The sequence below is a fragment of the Alteromonas sp. S167 genome, assembly GCF_036864375.1.
Lineage (GTDB): Bacteria > Pseudomonadota > Gammaproteobacteria > Enterobacterales > Alteromonadaceae > Alteromonas.
This window is the reverse complement of the sequence record NZ_JAZETR010000013.1, coordinates 1-16276: the sequence shown is the minus strand read 5'-3', so window position 1 is coordinate 16276 and position 16276 is coordinate 1. Positions and strand designations below refer to the sequence as shown.

Below are 16276 nucleotides of genomic sequence, written 5' to 3'. Positions count from 1 at the left end.
TTCTTTTCTCTTCTTGTAGAAAGCCGTTAGCCTTAGCGCCATCGATAAAAGGCTAAAAGACTATGTCACAAGATTCTAATTCTAATTCAGCGCCAGGCGCAGTATTAAACGACCAACAATGGAATGCAATTACGCAGGCCATTGCAGGACTAAATCGTGATCAACTTACATGGGTAAGTGGTTATGCTGCGGGTATGGCAGCGGCACAAGGTGGTGCTTTAGCACCCGTTGCTCAAGTTGCTTCAGCACCTGCTGGCGACGCACCAACGCTTACTATTTTATACGGCTCGCAAACAGGTAACGCGAAAGGCGTAGCTGCACAGTGTCAAGCTAAGGCAGAGGAAGCTGGGTTTAACAGTAAGCTGGTAAGCATGGCCGATTACAAGCCTCGTAGTTTGAAAAGCGAAACGCATGTTGCCGTGTTTGTAAGTACCCATGGTGAAGGTGACGCGCCTGACGACGCGATTGAATTACACGAATTTTTAGCCAGTAAGAAAGCGCCAAAATTAGCCAGTACAAAATATGCAGTACTAAGCTTAGGCGATAGCAGCTACGAGTTTTTCTGCCAAACAGGAAAAGACTTTGATGAGCGTCTAGGCAAGCTTGGCGGTCAGGCCATTGTGGAACGTCTAGACTGTGATGTTGATTACGAAGCTGAAGCCGAAGCATGGCTTAATAAGCTAATCGAGTCTTTGAAAGGTGATTTTAGTGCGTCTACCCAAGTAGCTGTAGCAGCACAAACGGGCGCTGCGGTTCAGGGTGTAGCTGCACAAACTTACACCAAAAAAGCGCCGTTCAAAGCCACACTTATCGACGCGCAAAAAATTACAGGCCGAGACTCGGTAAAGGACATCCGCCACATTGAAATTAGCCTAGAAGACTCGGGTATTACCTATAAGCCTGGCGATGCTTTGGGCGTGTGGTTTAAAAATGCCCCTTCGTTGGTTTCTGAGTTTTTGAATGTTCTGTCGCTTAATGGTGATGCTGAAGTGGTTGTGGCTGAATCTACCATGACACTTACCGAAGCACTTACATCAAAGCTTGAACTTACGCTTAGCTATCCAAATTTCATTAAGGCATATCAAGCGGCTACTGGCTCTGAAGGTCTGGCTGCATTAATGGAAGATAAGGCGCAGCTTCGCACGTATATGGCGGAACGCCAAATCATTGATATCGTGCGAGACCATCCAGGCAAGCTCTCAGAGCAACAACTGGTAGATGCGCTTCGTCCGTTAACGCCTCGCTTGTACTCTATAGCGTCAAGCCAAGCGGAAGTTGAAGAAGAAGTTCATTTAACGGTTGCACATGTCGACTACGAAGCCTTTGGTCACCGTCATCAAGGCGGCGCATCAGGTTTCTTATGTGAATATTTAGAAGAGAATGGTGAAGTGGATGTATTCGTTGAAAACAACGACAACTTCCGTCTTCCTGCCGATCCAAATACGCCTGTAATCATGGTGGGTCCGGGAACGGGCATTGCGCCATTCCGCTCATTTATGCAAGAGCGTGATGCACAAGAAGCTGAAGGTAAAAACTGGTTATTCTTTGGTAACCCGCACTTCACTCAAGACTTTTTATATCAAGTTGAATGGCAAGGCTATGTTAAAGACGGCCTGCTAGACAAAATTACGCTAGCGTTTTCGCGTGACCAAGAAGAAAAGGTATACGTTCAACATCGCTTACTTGAAAACGGTAAGGAAGTATACGAGTGGCTTGAGCAAGGCGCACATTTCTATGTGTGTGGAGATGCTATGTATATGGCTAAGGATGTTGAAAACGCACTGATTGCTATTATTCAAGAGCACGGTGGTAAGTCAGAGGCTGATGCAAAAGCCTATGTTGTAGAGTTACGTAAAGCGAAGCGTTATCAGAAGGATGTCTATTAATGAGTAACGAAAAATCACCATTTATCGTTGAGGGCAAACTGGCTGACAACGAGCGATTAAAGCGTGAAAGTAATAATTTGCGCGGCACGATTACTACCGACTTAAAAGACGATCTTACTGGTGGCTTCACCGCTGACAACTTCCAGCTTATTCGTTTTCACGGCATGTATCAGCAAGACGACCGCGATATTCGTGCCGAGCGTTCAAAGCAAAAACTAGAACCACTGCACAATGTGATGCTTCGTGCCCGCTTGCCGGGTGGCGTTATTACTCCCGATCAGTGGTTAGCTATCGACAAATTTGCCGCCGACCACACTATTTACGGCAGTATTCGCTTAACTACGCGTCAAACATTCCAGTTTCACGGCGTACTGAAGCCCAAAATTAAGTCGATGCACCAAATGCTAAATAAAGCGGGTATCGACAGTATTGCGACTGCAGGTGACGTTAACCGTAACGTACTATGTACTTCTAACCCGGTTGAAACAGAGCTGCATGTAGAAGCATTCGAATGGGCGAAGAAAATAAGTGAACACTTGCTACCAAAAACGCGTGCCTATGCCGAGATTTGGTTGGACGGTGAGAAGATAGAAACAACAGAAAAACCCGTTGAGCCAATTTTGGGTGATAACTACTTACCGCGTAAGTTTAAAACCACGGTTGTTATTCCACCTCAAAACGATGTTGATGTTCATGCTAACGATCTTAACTTCGTAGCTATTGCTGACAACGGAAAGCTTGTTGGCTTTAACGTGTTAGTAGGTGGTGGTTTAGCAATGACCCATGGTGACAAGAGTACCTATCCTCGCAAAGCGAGTGATTTTGGTTTTATCCCACTAGAGAACACGTTAGATGTTGCTGCTGCTGTTGTTACTACACAACGCGATTGGGGTAACCGTGTAAACCGTAAGAACGCGAAAACCAAGTACACCCTTGAGCGTGTTGGCGTTGATAACTTTAAAGCTGAAGTTGAAAAACGTGCTGGTGTGACGTTCCAAGACAGTCGCCCATACGAATTCACAAGCCGTGGCGACCGCTTCGGTTGGGTTGAAGGCATCGATGGCAACTATCACTTAACGGTGTTTATTGAAAACGGCCGTATTTTAGATTACCCAGGTAAAACACTAAAAACGGGTTGTGCTGAAATTGCCAAAATTCACAAGGGCGATTTCCGTCTAACGGCAAACCAGAACTTAATTATTGCGGGCGTTGCACCAGAGCATAAAGACACTATTGAGTCTTTAGCAAAAGAGCACGGCTTAATTGCACCAGAAGTGTCTAACCAACGCTTAGATTCTATGGCATGCGTTGCATTACCTACATGTCCACTAGCGATGGCCGAAGCAGAGCGCTATCTTCCTGACGCTGTAACTGAGCTTGAAGGTTTATTAGCTAAGCATGGTTTAGCTGAAGACAGCGTGGTATTTCGCGTGACAGGCTGCCCTAATGGTTGTGGTCGAGCAATGTTGTCTGAAGTTGGACTTGTGGGCAAAGGCCCGGGTAAATATAACCTGCACTTAGGCGGTGACAGAGAGGGAACGCGTATTCCTCGTATGTATCGTGAAAACATCAGCGAGCAAGAAATCATGGCTGAGCTGGATACGTTGTTTGGTCAATGGGCCAAAGAGCGTAACGAAGGTGAAGCGTTTGGTGATTTTGTAGTGCGCGCGGGTGTTGTTAAACCGGTAGTAGACTCCGCACGGGATTTCTATGACGCATAATACAGCAGTAAGTCAGCAACCACTGTCGTTAGATATCAGCAAGGAAGCACTTGCTGATATCAATGAAACACTTGAGAGCATGTCTGCTCAAGAGCGTGTTGCATGGGCACTAGAAAACTTGCCGGACACGCATATTGTTTCATCGAGCTTTGGTGCTCAATCGGCAGTCATGCTACACATGCTAACGCAGGCTAAACCCGATATTCCGGTTGTACTTACCGACACCGGTTACTTGTTCCCAGAAACGTATCAGTTCATCGACAAATTGGTCGACAGCTTGAAACTTAATCTGCACGTGTACCGCGCCGATATGTCATCGGCATGGCAAGAAGCGCGCTTCGGACGTCTGTGGGAGAAGGGCATAGAAGGTATCGAGCAATACAACAAGATGAACAAAGTTGAGCCAATGCAGCGTGCGCTAAAAGATCTTAATGTCGGCACTTGGTTTGCAGGCTTGCGCCGTAGTCAGTCGGATACACGCGGTAAGTTGCCAGTCCTACAAAAGGTAGGTAATCAGTTCAAGCTGTACCCTATTATTGACTGGAGCAACAAAGACCTGCATTACTACTTAAAAGACAATAACCTTGACTATCACCCACTTTGGGAACAAGGCTATGTGTCAATTGGTGATTGGCATACCACACAGTCACTTCAAGAAGGTATGAGTGAGCAAGACACGCGTTTCTTTGGATTAAAAAGAGAGTGTGGACTTCACGAGTTCGGCGATGGTATCTAGCCCACCACAAACACTTCATTTAGCACCGATTTTATGGCGCTAATGTAATTGTCGTTGGGCGATTTACCCACTAACTTATAAAGTTCACTGCCAACAGGCGTGAACTTGTAGTACACAAGGGCAACGCCCGCCGTTTTGCATGTAAGGCTGATATTCTCGTTCACACATCGAAGCGTCACTTTCTGACCTTCTTGATACTCACCACTTTCAATTTCACTGGCATAAATCAACTTCATTTCTTGAAGTGCCAAAAGGTCTGGGTAGCTTAGGCCAACGGTGCTCAGATTAACTTGCTCAGGATGGTGTTTTCTAAGGAGCGAAAAAAAGCCTTTTCTTCGGTGATAGCCAACCAAAATTCTTGGTACAGCGTCACTATTTCGCTTGCTTGCTACATTGGCCGCTTTAGTAAAAACCTGTGCGTCTCGGTGAGTAAGCGTCTTCAATAACTGCAGTGTACGCAGAGAAAAGCTTCCTGGACGCGCTACTTCCACTGCAAAAATTTTTCCCCATAGCTCTTGCATGGGTCTACTGTAAATCTCTTCAGCCATAGTGCTAAATGCAAAGAACCAATCTGGGTCAAGATTGTCTACAGTTTGTTCATCAATTGTCACATTTAGTGCTATATTTAATACAGCTTGAAGATTACTCGCTTTCTGTGTTTCTAGAATTTGTTTTCTGCGTTCTAAAGCATGTTTTTGTTTTTTGGGGTCGGGCGACAGCATAGAAGGGCTTATACCTACCCTTGCGAACCAAGAGAGCATGCGCTGGCGGCTTGTATCAAGCCTAGCTGCACTACTGGTTTGTTCTGCTGTAGGCTTATCAGCGTGTTGTGTCACCGGCTTTTCGAGAGGTTTTTCGGTTTTTCTTACCTCAGGCGAAAAAGGTTGGGGTGTAATCTTCATGACCGATAATATGTTTTTGATTGCAAATTTCTGTAGGAGCACTATTGCATTGCGTCACTTTTTTATCAATGTAATCGTTGCCTTTATACAATGAGTAGCGCATTCTTATATTGTATGTTTTGAGGAAACTAAGTGGTAATGTCGGCAATGGATTACGATAACGACGAACTCATCTTTTTAGAGGATGATGGTTCGACAGATGAACATGTTGTGCTAGGTAAAGACTGGAATGTGCTTATTGTTGATGACGATGAGGAAATTCATACAGTAACACGCTTAGCGTTGGCTGACCTTGTCGTAAACGACCGCAAACTCAACTTCATTCACGCCTATTCGGCGAAACAAGCCAAAGAACTGCTTCATGAATACGGCAGTACTATAGCCATTATTTTACTTGATGTGGTAATGGAGACAGACGATGCCGGATTTGAAGTTGTAAAATATATTCGCGAAGACATGAATCTGCTAGAGCCGCGTATCATTCTGCGAACGGGCCAGCCCGGTTACGCACCGGAAGAGCAAGTTATCAAGCTTTATGACATAAACGACTACAAAACAAAGACTGAACTGACTCGCGCTAAACTCCTTACCACCATCATTTCCTCGCTGCGTTCTTATCAACAAATTGTCACTATTAGTCAAAACCGAACTGGTCTTGAAAAAATTATTGCTTCATCGGCTAATTTGTTTGAAGAACACTCTGTAAAAGCCTTCTGTGAAGGTGTAGTAACGCAAATTAGCTCGTTGATTGGTTTGGATTCAGAAGGGCTGCTGTGCGCTAGAGCTGGGTCCTTGATCGATAGAGAAGATGAAGATGTTTATGTACTCGGTGCAGCAGGGGAATATGCGAAGTTCATCAACAAACCAATCCAAGAGCTTAACAGTGCTGAAATTGCTGAGAACATAGCGCGTTGCTTACGACTAAAAAAACATATTTTTGAGCACAATTTTTCTGTTCTCTTTATCAGCCGCGCAGGCTTTGAGGCCGCGGTGTTTGTTCGCCAAACCCACGAAATAAATGAACTCGACAAGCATTTATTAGAAGTCTTTTTATCCAGTATCTCCGTTGGGTACGAAAACGTAAACCTCTTTCACGAGCTGCGTAATGCCGCATTTAGAGATTGGCTAACCCGTCTACCTAACCGCAATGAGTTTATCAACATGCTAGATAAACCTCATATCTTTGCTTGTGAAGACTGCTGTGTGGCGCTTATTGATGTTAACCACTTCTCAGATATCAATGATGGTTTAGGCCAAGAAGTGGGGAATGATCTCTTACGTGCGATAAGCGATCGTTTCTTAAGTTCTTTTGACGACTCGGTGAAAAAAGGCCGAATTGGCGCTGACGTATTTGGTTTAATCGGACCAGAAGCAGTGGTTAATCCAGAATCTATCAATGAACTTTTTAGCTCGACCTTTGTTGTTGAAGATCACACGTTGCCAGTTAATGTCACCATCGGATTTTGTCGATTGGACAAAAAGCGCAATATTGGTATTGAGATTTTAAAACGTACCAACATTGCACTTAATAGAGCGAAGAAAAACCTTACCGATAATTACGAGTTTTACGCAAAGGATATTGAGGATCAGACAACATGGCGTTTAGATATGATCCGCCGTTTGCGAAGCGATTTTGCTGCTCGTAAGTTGGAATTGTGGTTTCAGCCGCAGGTCGATCTGTTAAATGAGCAAGTTGTGGGTATGGAAGCATTATTACGTTGGCCAGACGGTAATGGCGGCTTTATTTCACCTGCAGTTTTTGTACCTTTAGCTGAATATTCGGGACTCATTGTCGATATTGGCGAATGGGTGTTAGAAGAAGCGTGCAGTCGTCTGCAAAAATTAAAGGAGCTTGGCTACGGACATTTGCGCGTGGCGGTAAACATTTCTATTCCTCAGTTTCGCGATCGTTTATTCGTTGAAAAGGTCAAGCTTGCGCTGTCTACAGCAGAATGTGACCCTAGCTTGTTAGAACTAGAGATTACCGAAAGCGTGGTTATGGATGAACCACAAATAGTGATAGATGCACTTCGAGCGTTAAAGGAACACGGCGTTCAAATAGCGATTGACGATTTTGGAACCGGTTTCTCTTCAATGAGCTATCTACAACAGCTACCTTTAGACAGACTAAAAGTGGATCGCTCGTTTGTTAAAGATGTTAAGCCAGGCGCTAGCGCTGTATTAGCAGAAACCATTGTAACGCTAGGTAATAAATTGGGTCTGCTCACTATTGCCGAAGGTGTAGAAAAACGAGAGCAAGCTAGCTATATGATTAAGCTTGGATGCGACGAGGCGCAAGGTTTCCTGTATGCTAAACCTATGCCCTTTGCAGAGCTGCTAGCATTCTTAGAATCTCAGAAATAGCGCACTGTCATATTTTTTCGAATTTTTCGCTAAATATTTCACACTGTAATACTTCTGTCACAAAAGTATGATCGGAATTGACTGTTCGGCGTATATACAGTATATTTACACAACAGTGACGTACTGTAATACAGGAGAATAGACATGCGTAAAGTAGTAATTGGTTTAGCATTATCAGCTGCATTTGGTATTGCGCATGCGGAATCTGGCAGTAACCAGCTTTTCGATTGCATGGATGCGAAAACATTCGAAATGAATAACCAATGTATGGCTGACAAAATCAGCACTAACATTCGTTTCCGTGATGCACAAACAAAGCTCATCGATCTAGCGAGCGAGAGTCAGGGCGATTATGCCATTGCAACAATGACTTTCGATCAGGAAAAAATGCATATTGATGTGGTAGCTCACAAAGACGCGCTAAATGCGCTAGCAGCTAACCGCAACTAAGCGAGTCAATCGTTTTGAAAGCCGGCTTCATCGCCGGCTTTTTTGTGCCCGTTAAAAAATTCTGTTCAATCCGTTTATAGCAGCTACACGATACGCTTCAGCCATAGTAGGGTAGTTAAACGTGGTATTAACGAAATAATCAATCGTATTGCCTTCACCTTTTTGTTGCATTATTGCTTGCCCAATGTGGACGATCTCAGATGCACGCTCACCAAAACAATGGATCCCAAGAATTTCTTTTGTCTCTCGATGAAACAAGATCTTTAAGCTTCCTGTTTGGGTAGAGGCAATCTGAGCCCGTGCCAAATGCTTAAATTGCGCTCGACCCACTTCGTACGGCACTTTTGCAGCGGTAAGCTCTTGCTCAGTTTTACCAACAGAGCTTATTTCAGGGATGGTGTATATACCAGATGGAATGTCGGCAACCAGTTCGGCGTGCGTCTTTTTGTTAAGCATGGCTTCTGCTGCAAACCTACCTTGGTTGTAAGCTGCTGATGCTAAACTGGGATAGCCTATTACATCACCTACTGCATAAATGTTATCAACATCTGTTTGGTAGTTTTCATTTACTCTAAGCTGTCCACGGCTGTCTGCTTTAATACCTACGTTCTCAAGTTTTAATGTGTCAGTGTTGCCTGTTCGACCGTTTGCGAATAATAGGCAATCTGCACGCATGCGTTTACCAGAATCAAGATTGAGAATAACTGAGTCGTCGGTAGCCTTTACCGACGAATACGCCTCGTTATGACGTATAAGGACACCGTTGTTCCATAAGTGATAACTAAGTGCATCTGATATTTCGGTATCAAGAAATGACAGCAACCTGTCGCGCATATTTACCAGATCTACCTTTACGCCTAAGCCTCTAAAGATGCTGGCGTATTCAGAGCCGATAACACCTGCTCCGTAAATGATGATCGATTTAGGATCGTGATTAAGCGACAAAATAGTGTCTGAGTTATAGATACGCGGGTGATTAAAGTCGATATCTTTGGGGCAATATGGACGTGAGCCTGTGGCAATTGCAATTTGCTCGGCTGTAACAATATCTTTCGAACCATCCTCACGCGTTATCTCAAGAGTATGTGCATCTATAAAACTGGCTTCACCGTGAAACAAGGTAACGCGATTTCTATCGTAAAACGATGAACGCAGGCGGGTTTGGCTTTTAACCACACCACTTGCATGGCGCATAATGTCAGAGAACGTAAGGCTTTTACTTAAATGGTTATCAGCAAATAAAGGCGATGTATTGTATTCAATTAAACGGCTTACCGAATGGCGCAGAGCTTTTGACGGGATAGTTCCCCAATGCGTACAGCCACCTCCAACAGCCTCGTACCGTTCAACAATGGCGACTTTTTTGCCTGCCTTTGCAAGCTGCATTGAAACACCTTCACCGCCAGGTCCTGTACCAATGACAATGGCATCGTAATGATAAGACGGTGCTTTTGACTTCTGTTTTGTCGCCATACAACTTTCCTCAATGTTCTGCATATATTGTGGTAACTATAGTACTACCTTACAAACTCTGTAATACCAACTCTAGTCTTATATAAAAAAACCACATAAGCAGACACTTATGTGGTTTCTTGATAATATTTAAACAGCGCGGATCCACGCGTTAATTTATGCCATTTGCAACGACAAGCTTTGTAATTGGACCCACTTCTCTTTTTGAACAGCGAACGCGTGTTTAAGTTCTTTATACTTGTATGCGAGTTCAAGCCCCTCCAAACTGCGTTTAAGGGTTTTCTTTTTAATCCGCATCACGCGCTTTTTCGTGGCGTAATACTCGCTCATGCGCTGCATAAGCAAATCATATTCGTCTTGAATCGTTTTCATCATTTCTTCAGCGTTAGGCAAGACTGAAACTTGCTCACTAGCTCGCTGAAGTTGCATGGCTGCAAGCGCCTTTTCAATTCTCTCTTCAGGAACTTTACGTAAATTAGTTGTGAGCCCAACAAGTGATAGTCCTTTAATTAACCACTTTGTCGGATCAAACTGATACCAGCGAATACCATTTCTGTAGTCATATTCAAAAATATGGTGGTAGTTGTGATATCCCTCACCGAAAGTAAAGAACGCAAGCACACCATTGTCACGCGCCGTATTTTTATCGGTATAGGGCTGGCTACCCCAGAAATGGGCTAACGAATTAATGAAGAAGGTTACGTGATGCACAAGCACTAGGCGTAACACGCCTGCAATTAATATCATGCCCAGCACATCGCCATTCAGATAGCCTAAAAAGGCAGTTATGCCAAAGTTGGCAATTAGCATAATTGGCAAATAGTGGTTGTGCTGCCACATAACAACTTTGTCTTTTTGAAGATCCTTGCAGTTGCTGTAGTCGTCATAACGTTTAGCTTGATACTCTCGTAACATCCAACCTATATGGGCAAACCATAACCCTTTTTTCGCTGAGTATGGATCTTTGTCATTGTCGTCAACATGGCGGTGATGAATACGGTGGTCAGAAGACCAATGCAAAATACTGTTTTGCAGCGCCATTGCTCCACCAATTGCTAGCACAACTCGCACAACGGGGTTGGCATCATAGGTTTTATGCGACCATAAACGGTGATAGCCTGCGGTAATCGACATGCCGGTAAAGTAAAAAAGAAACAGTGCGGTACCGATTTCCGCCCAGTCTATACCTTGGTATGCCACCCAAAGCGGAACACCAATAAATGCAATCGCGCCAGATATTATAAATACCAGCACATTCGTTAAGATAAGAGGAGGTTTTTTCATTTTATACAACTTGGCTTACAACTGTTCGCTAATTTATCGTTTTACACGTTCTCAGGCAAGCAAAACCAAGATAAGTTCTGCTTACATGTGTAAAGTTTAATTATAGTGTAATTGCCAGTTTTCGCGCTCATTAAACGCGCTTTTCTGATTAGTTGTTGTTTATGAAAGAGATGATAGCTTGGGCAATTTCTTTTGGTGCTTCAATTTGCGGGTAGTGACCAATATTGTGAAGCTTAACGATATGCTTTGAGGATACTAACTCCTCAAAACGAGCAACCATATGGCCACCTGATATAGGATCTGCGCAGCCGTTTACCAATTGAATAGGGCACACAGCATGTGTTAGGGCGTGTAGCCAGCGTTCACGATTGTGCTTGCGCTGTGTCATGTAGCCTATTAATTTATGAAAAACGCGTTTGCCATTATTGTGTGTTATCAACGCCCACATTATTTCCAGTTCTTGTTTAGTGGGCTGGGTGTGTTTACCAAATATGGAACGCATGTTCTTGTCTACGCTTTTTTTGGTCACCAGTTTAGCTACAAGCGAACCTACAAAAGAATTTAGTAATACTTGAATAAACTTAGGCTTATGGCTTTCAGGAAATAGTCCTCCATTGAGTAACGTAGCGCTATGTATAGTGATGCGGCGTTTATTACGTTCAATGTGTGCGTGACGATACAGTAATTCTTGTGCAACAGAGTCGCCATAGTCGTGGGCAACTAAGTGGCACTCATTAATATTTAGGTGTTTTAATAGAGCTTCATAAATATCTGCTTGAGTGTGTATGGTGTAATCAAGTGACTCTGGTTTGTCTGAAAAACCAAATCCAATCATATCCAGGGTAATAACTCTAAAGTACTCGCTCAATGCATCCCATATCTTACACCAGTCCCAACTTGCCGTGGGGAAACCATGAATGAGCAACAATGCAGGTTTTTGCGCATCCTTTAAATGTATATTTTCTCCGCCGTCTTTAAAGAAAATTCGATGTGATTTAAAAGAGAAAAAACTGCCGCTAGAAAGCCAGTTTTCGAGTGTAGGCAATAAATTGGCTGCTTCTTTTTCCATCACGCTCACGTTTCTCTTTATCTTTTTTCTTACTGTATCTTGGTTTATAAGCTACACCTAGCGATTTTAAAATTTAAAGTTCTCTCTTTTGTGTAGCATGAGATAGACTAACGCAGAACTTAAAAATGGTGTCATCGTGAGTCGACAAGAACAGAAACTAAAAACACGTCAAAATATAATTCATGCTGCGTTTTCTTTGCTTGATGAAAACCGAAGCCTATCTGCCATTAGCTTAAGAGAAGTTGCACGGGAAGCGGGTATTGCACCTACGTCTTTTTATCGACATTTTAAAGATATGGATGAATTGGGTTTGACGCTCGTTGACGAGGCTGGACTGGCTTTGCGTCAGCTTATGCGTCAGGCAAGACGTAGAATCGCCTCTGGCGGTGGTGTAATACACACCTCTGTTGAAACCTTTATGGAATTTATCTCAGCTAATAAGAATGTGTTTCGCTTACTATTACGTGAGCACACCGGCACATCATCAGCATATCGTTTAGCCGTGTTTAGAGAGATACAGCACTTTATTGATGAACTTACCGATTACATTATCGAACAGCAAGGTGTGGAGTACTCTTGTGCCCAGCTGCAAGCTGACGCGATGGTGAGGTTGGTGTTTAGTGCTGGAGCAGAGGCACTTGAAGCCGATGAAAAGTTGAGAAACGAAATTGGTGAGCGCGTAAAAATGCAGCTACGTTATGTCCAGATTGGCGCTTTTGCTACGAATGCAAAAAGCTAGTTTATTACGGCTTCAATCGCTTGGTGCGAAAAAAATAGTGCGATACAAAGCAAGAATGCACGATAAGAGGCGCTTATAGCGCCTCTTTCTTATTTTCTATCTGTTAACGCTTACGCGTTAATAAAACACCGGCTTCAACATGATGAGTAAAAGGGAACTGGTCAAATAATGCGGCATTAGCAATGCTGTGTGTTTCACATAACAAATTAAGGTTGTCGGCGAGTGTTTCAGGGTTACATGATATGTACACAATGTTGTCGTAATCCTGAATCATTTTTAAAGACTCAGTGTCTAATCCTGCGCGCGGTGGGTCAACAAGCACTGTGGTAAAGTTATAGTCTTCTAGGGAAATGCCTTCAAGACGACTGAACGTACGTTCACCTTTCATCGCTTGAGTGAATTCTTCCGCAGCAAGCCTTACAATTTTCACATTATCAAGCGCATTTTGCTCAATATTAAACTGAGCCGCTTGTACTGAAGGCTTCGCTATTTCAGTGCCTATTACATTATCGAAGTGCATAGCGAGTGGTAACGAGAAGTTGCCTGCGCCGCAATACATTTCCAGCAAGTCGCCCGATAAGGGCTTAACACAATTGAGTGCCCATTCAATCATTTTACAGTTAACGTTAGCATTTGGTTGCGTGAAGCTATTTTCAATGTGTTTGAAAATAAACTCTTTACCGTTTACAGGCAGCTTTTCAATGACAAAATCGTTGTCGATAATGCGTTTTTGTTTTCGCGCGCGGCCAATGATATTTACCTTCGTGAAAGTCGTCTCTAATTGCGCTTTAAGTTTACGCGCTTGTTCTTCCCATTCGTCATCAAGCTGGCGATGGTAAAGTAGGCTAATCACCAACTCTTCAGACAGTGCAGACAAATAATCAATTTGGAACAGCTTCTTTCTAAGCACATCATTCGGTTTAATCAACGCAAGCAGTTCAGCCATTGCTTTATTAATGGTTTCACATGCTGGTGGAAAAGTATCAACTCTGTATTTTTCCTTTGTCTCTTGGTTGAACATAATGTGATAAAGATCATCACCTTCATGCCATACACGAAACTCCGCTCGCATACGGTAATGCATCGGTGCAGAAGGAAACACCTCAAGCGCTGGCGCTTTAAATGGTGAAAGTAGCGCAGAAAGACGTTCTACCTTTTCATCTAATTGTGATTGATAGTCAGTTTGACTGGTTGTGCTCATGCCTTTCTCCATCGCTATACTTCAGAAACATTGCCGTGCTTTTGAGCACAGGTCGCGAATTGTAGTGGGTTGTAAAATATCTGCAACTAGCGAACGCCATGTTTAGCGTTATTCCTTGGTATCTCTACATTTATTAAAAAGGTGTATTAAAATTAAACAAAATTGATTCTTTGCCGATATATTGGTTGAGGATAGTGAGGATCAGATTATGAACGTGGGTCAAATTAAAGCTTTCATGGGTGAGACGAAGGCGGATCAAAAGGCAACAGTTCACCCGAACGAAGCGCTTAAAAAGCAGCTTCAGCAAGATGGGCTACAGCAAGCAGCTGAATTCAGCAAACAGCAGGCCGCACAAGTTACTATGTCTAGTAGCCAAACCAGTATTGGTCTTAAGGTAGTAAGTAGCAGCCTTAGTCAAACACTTGAGCTTGACGGTCAAAAGCCTCAAGACGTAAAAGCAAAAAGTATTGAAGACAAACCGGCAAGCCTTTTTGATTTCGAGAAAGTGGCGAGAAATGTTTTGAAATTCGTTGGTGGTGTAATTCGTGGCGCGGCAAATGGTGGTGCGAATGACGAGAAGCTTAGCGGTTTATTTAGTCAGGCCAGAGAAGGTGTAAGCCGTGGGTTTGCGATGGCCGAAAAAGACTTAGCTGGCTTTATGAATGAAGAGATAGAGCAGGGCATGACAAAAAGCCGCGATCTTATTGATACGGGAATTGACGATTTAGAAACTGATATATTCGGCCGACAGTCACCTAACGCGGTCTCTCTTTCAGCCCTTAACGCAGTAGCGGCTTCTGATGAAAGATCGGGAAATCTTTTGATCAGAACCAAAGATGGCGATGAAGTAACATTCAGTTTTGAAAGTTTGCGATCTTTTCAGGCTTCACAGCAGTTATCTTTTGTTGCTGAGAACAAAGCTAATACTGTGAGCAGCAACGGTGAGAATGCTGAAGGACAAAACGCACCAGCCTATTCAGTAGCCGCGCAACAAACTACGTCGTACCAATATTATGAGAAGAGCGGAATTAGTTTTTCTTTGAAAGGCGAGCTTGATGAAGACGAGCTAAATTCAATTGCTGACTTAGTAGGGCAGGTGCAGGATCTTGCCGATACATTTTATAGTGGTGACATAGATAAAGCGTTTGAAGAAGCGCTGAGTCTAGGCTTTGATGATAAAGAATTAGTTGGCTATGCGCTTAACCTTAATAGAACGACACAATCTGAGGTGCTGAAGACCTATGAAGGCATTCAACATTATAATGACGAGAAAAGCGATAAGTCGAAGTTTGGTAATGTAGTAAGTCCTATCTCTCAATATTTAGATAAGATGATGGGAACGTTTGTTAACGCCGAAAAGACTTTGAACAGTAATGAAGATTACAATGCGTTAATTGGTGGCCTAATTAGTAATATGGAAGATGTTCAGGTGCCTGACCTAGTAAGTGCAATAAACCGCTTCCATTCGTTTAATCAGACATTACTAGCGGGACTTCCACAGGCTGACAGCACTGAGCAAACGTCGGACAAGCCAAATAACGCGTAATATGAGCATGTTAGTAAATAGAGTAACTAATAAAAAGCCCGGTATTAACCGGGCTTTTTATTTAGGCGTGTTCAACTTTATCTTTAGCGGGTCGAACCTTGAGGGTTCGCTCCTGAAAGATTGAGTCGTTTGTTTTCTCAATGACTGAATTAAGATCGTTAGTAACAACTTCTATAAAGCCGTAACCTTTTCTCTTTCCTGTTTTACGATCCTTCATCAGGCGAACTGATTGAACTTGGATGAAATCACTAAAGTAATCTTTAACCGCGTTTTCATTTGCGCGATAGGGTAAGTTACCAACATAAAGTGTTTCTACTGATCCTTCATTTGTTTGATCGCGCACATCTGAGGAAGATGGACTTTGAATAAGTGATGCTAACCAGGGAGTAACGATACCACTTATTAATAAAGCAGCTGAAACCGTGATCGGAACATGGACGTCTAAACTAGCAGAGGAAAATAACAAATAACCTGCGATTGCAAAAATAGCGCTAATAACAGCGCATTGAATAAAGCCTACTTTCATATACCTACCTTTCTATTGTTTATTTTATGGGTTGGAGGCTGGTTATAGTTTACTCATTTGTAACAAATTGAACAATAAAATGTGAAAAAACTAATCTAAAGGCGCATTAGATCGGAAGAAATGATGCGAAAATGAGCGGTTAAGCTTAAAAACTCATTAAAATGCAAAAAAATACAATTTAACTGTTGATCTTTCGAGTGAGCTATCTATAATGCGCTCCACGTTCTGAGGGGGCTTCAAGCAAAACGAAGCAATCAATGAGCTGAGTGCGAAACCAAGTTTTCAAACAAATAAAAAGTTTAAAAACATGGTTGACATCGAAAATAAACGATGTAAAATGCGCTTCCACTTCGAGAGAGGTGATTCGCGAAAGCGAAAT

Annotated in this window: 13 protein-coding genes; 7 read left to right on the top strand and 6 right to left on the bottom strand. The window is 43.0% G+C overall.

Annotation, left to right across the window (positions count from 1 at the left end; genetic code table 11):
* Window positions 1-62: 62 nt before the first annotated feature.
* From V7R35_RS16690 to V7R35_RS16680, 3 genes are read left to right on the top strand one after another with little or no spacing between them, the layout of a single operon-like run.
* Window positions 63-1886 carry an assimilatory sulfite reductase (NADPH) flavoprotein subunit gene (locus tag V7R35_RS16690; protein ID WP_334015995.1) on the top strand — a complete coding sequence of 608 codons (1824 nt, stop codon included), beginning with the start codon at window positions 63-65 and terminating at the stop codon, window positions 1884-1886.
* Window positions 1886-3607: an assimilatory sulfite reductase (NADPH) hemoprotein subunit gene (cysI, locus tag V7R35_RS16685; RefSeq protein ID WP_334015993.1), complete on the top strand. Its 1722-nt coding sequence runs from the start codon at window positions 1886-1888 to the stop codon at window positions 3605-3607. The genes V7R35_RS16690 and cysI overlap by 1 nt, the downstream gene beginning before the upstream one ends.
* The gene (locus V7R35_RS16680; protein ID WP_334015992.1) at window positions 3597-4343 is read left to right on the top strand and encodes a phosphoadenylyl-sulfate reductase; all 747 of its coding nucleotides are present in this window, start codon (window positions 3597-3599) and stop codon (window positions 4341-4343) included. The genes cysI and V7R35_RS16680 overlap by 11 nt, the downstream gene beginning before the upstream one ends.
* On the opposite strand, the gene V7R35_RS16675 is transcribed toward V7R35_RS16680, so the two are convergent.
* Window positions 4340-5245, bottom strand: a complete 906-nt coding sequence (locus V7R35_RS16675) for a TIGR03899 family protein (protein ID WP_438823485.1) — start codon at window positions 5243-5245, stop codon at window positions 4340-4342. The two genes, V7R35_RS16680 and V7R35_RS16675, sit on opposite strands and share 4 nt — an antisense overlap.
* A 138-nt stretch (window positions 5246-5383) precedes the next feature.
* Between V7R35_RS16675 and V7R35_RS16670 the strand changes: the two genes are divergently transcribed.
* Together V7R35_RS16670 and V7R35_RS16665 are read left to right on the top strand one after the other, a co-directional pair.
* Complete coding sequence (locus V7R35_RS16670) at window positions 5384-7609, top strand: bifunctional diguanylate cyclase/phosphodiesterase (RefSeq protein ID WP_334015990.1); 2226 nt, start codon at window positions 5384-5386, stop codon at window positions 7607-7609.
* A gap of 144 nt (window positions 7610-7753) precedes the next feature.
* Window positions 7754-8059 (top strand): pyridine nucleotide transhydrogenase, encoded by a 306-nt coding sequence (locus V7R35_RS16665; RefSeq protein WP_334015989.1) that lies wholly within the window; start codon window positions 7754-7756, stop codon window positions 8057-8059.
* Window positions 8060-8110: 51 nt separating this feature from the next.
* Here the strand turns inward: V7R35_RS16665 and sthA are convergent, their stop codons facing one another.
* The 3 genes from sthA to V7R35_RS16650 all read right to left on the bottom strand — a co-directional run bounded on the left by sthA (window position 8111) and on the right by V7R35_RS16650 (window position 11885).
* Window positions 8111-9532 (bottom strand): Si-specific NAD(P)(+) transhydrogenase, encoded by a 1422-nt coding sequence (gene sthA, locus V7R35_RS16660; protein ID WP_334015988.1) that lies wholly within the window; start codon window positions 9530-9532, stop codon window positions 8111-8113.
* 156 nt (window positions 9533-9688) lie between these two features.
* A complete protein-coding gene (locus tag V7R35_RS16655; protein WP_334015987.1) occupies window positions 9689-10816 on the bottom strand; it encodes an acyl-CoA desaturase in 1128 nt (375 codons plus the stop codon).
* A gap of 148 nt (window positions 10817-10964) precedes the next feature.
* A complete protein-coding gene (locus V7R35_RS16650; RefSeq protein WP_334015986.1) occupies window positions 10965-11885 on the bottom strand; it encodes an alpha/beta fold hydrolase in 921 nt (306 codons plus the stop codon).
* 136 nt (window positions 11886-12021) lie between these two features.
* Between V7R35_RS16650 and fabR the strand changes: the two genes are divergently transcribed.
* Window positions 12022-12624: an HTH-type transcriptional repressor FabR gene (gene fabR / locus V7R35_RS16645; protein WP_334015985.1), complete on the top strand. Its 603-nt coding sequence runs from the start codon at window positions 12022-12024 to the stop codon at window positions 12622-12624.
* A 103-nt stretch (window positions 12625-12727) separates the two neighbouring features.
* On the opposite strand, the gene trmA is transcribed toward fabR, so the two are convergent.
* Window positions 12728-13825 carry a tRNA (uridine(54)-C5)-methyltransferase TrmA gene (gene trmA / locus V7R35_RS16640; RefSeq protein WP_334015984.1) on the bottom strand — a complete coding sequence of 366 codons (1098 nt, stop codon included), beginning with the start codon at window positions 13823-13825 and terminating at the stop codon, window positions 12728-12730.
* A gap of 208 nt (window positions 13826-14033) precedes the next feature.
* Between trmA and V7R35_RS16635 the strand changes: the two genes are divergently transcribed.
* A complete protein-coding gene (locus V7R35_RS16635; RefSeq protein WP_334015983.1) occupies window positions 14034-15371 on the top strand; it encodes a DUF5610 domain-containing protein in 1338 nt (445 codons plus the stop codon).
* Between the two features lie 61 nt (window positions 15372-15432).
* Here the strand turns inward: V7R35_RS16635 and V7R35_RS16630 are convergent, their stop codons facing one another.
* Window positions 15433-15897 (bottom strand): RNA recognition motif domain-containing protein, encoded by a 465-nt coding sequence (locus V7R35_RS16630; RefSeq protein ID WP_334015982.1) that lies wholly within the window; start codon window positions 15895-15897, stop codon window positions 15433-15435.
* Window positions 15898-16276: the final 379 nt, after the last annotated feature.

Excerpts from the sequence above, each read along its gene's own strand:
- V7R35_RS16680 (WP_334015992.1), top strand. The coding sequence starts at position 3,597 with ATGACGCATAATACAGCAGTAAGTCAGCAACCACTGTCGTTAGATATC.
- V7R35_RS16690 (WP_334015995.1), top strand. The coding sequence starts at position 63 with ATGTCACAAGATTCTAATTCTAATTCAGCGCCAGGCGCAGTATTAAAC.
- trmA (WP_334015984.1), bottom strand. The coding sequence starts at position 13,825 with ATGAGCACAACCAGTCAAACTGACTATCAATCACAATTAGATGAAAAG.
- V7R35_RS16665 (WP_334015989.1), top strand. The coding sequence starts at position 7,754 with ATGCGTAAAGTAGTAATTGGTTTAGCATTATCAGCTGCATTTGGTATT.
- V7R35_RS16670 (WP_334015990.1), top strand. The coding sequence starts at position 5,384 with ATGTCGGCAATGGATTACGATAACGACGAACTCATCTTTTTAGAGGAT.
- V7R35_RS16650 (WP_334015986.1), bottom strand. The coding sequence starts at position 11,885 with ATGGAAAAAGAAGCAGCCAATTTATTGCCTACACTCGAAAACTGGCTT.
- cysI (WP_334015993.1), top strand. The coding sequence starts at position 1,886 with ATGAGTAACGAAAAATCACCATTTATCGTTGAGGGCAAACTGGCTGAC.
- sthA (WP_334015988.1), bottom strand. The coding sequence starts at position 9,532 with ATGGCGACAAAACAGAAGTCAAAAGCACCGTCTTATCATTACGATGCC.
- V7R35_RS16635 (WP_334015983.1), top strand. The coding sequence starts at position 14,034 with ATGAACGTGGGTCAAATTAAAGCTTTCATGGGTGAGACGAAGGCGGAT.
- V7R35_RS16630 (WP_334015982.1), bottom strand. The coding sequence starts at position 15,897 with ATGAAAGTAGGCTTTATTCAATGCGCTGTTATTAGCGCTATTTTTGCA.
- V7R35_RS16655 (WP_334015987.1), bottom strand. The coding sequence starts at position 10,816 with ATGAAAAAACCTCCTCTTATCTTAACGAATGTGCTGGTATTTATAATA.
- V7R35_RS16675 (WP_438823485.1), bottom strand. The coding sequence starts at position 5,245 with ATGAAGATTACACCCCAACCTTTTTCGCCTGAGGTAAGAAAAACCGAA.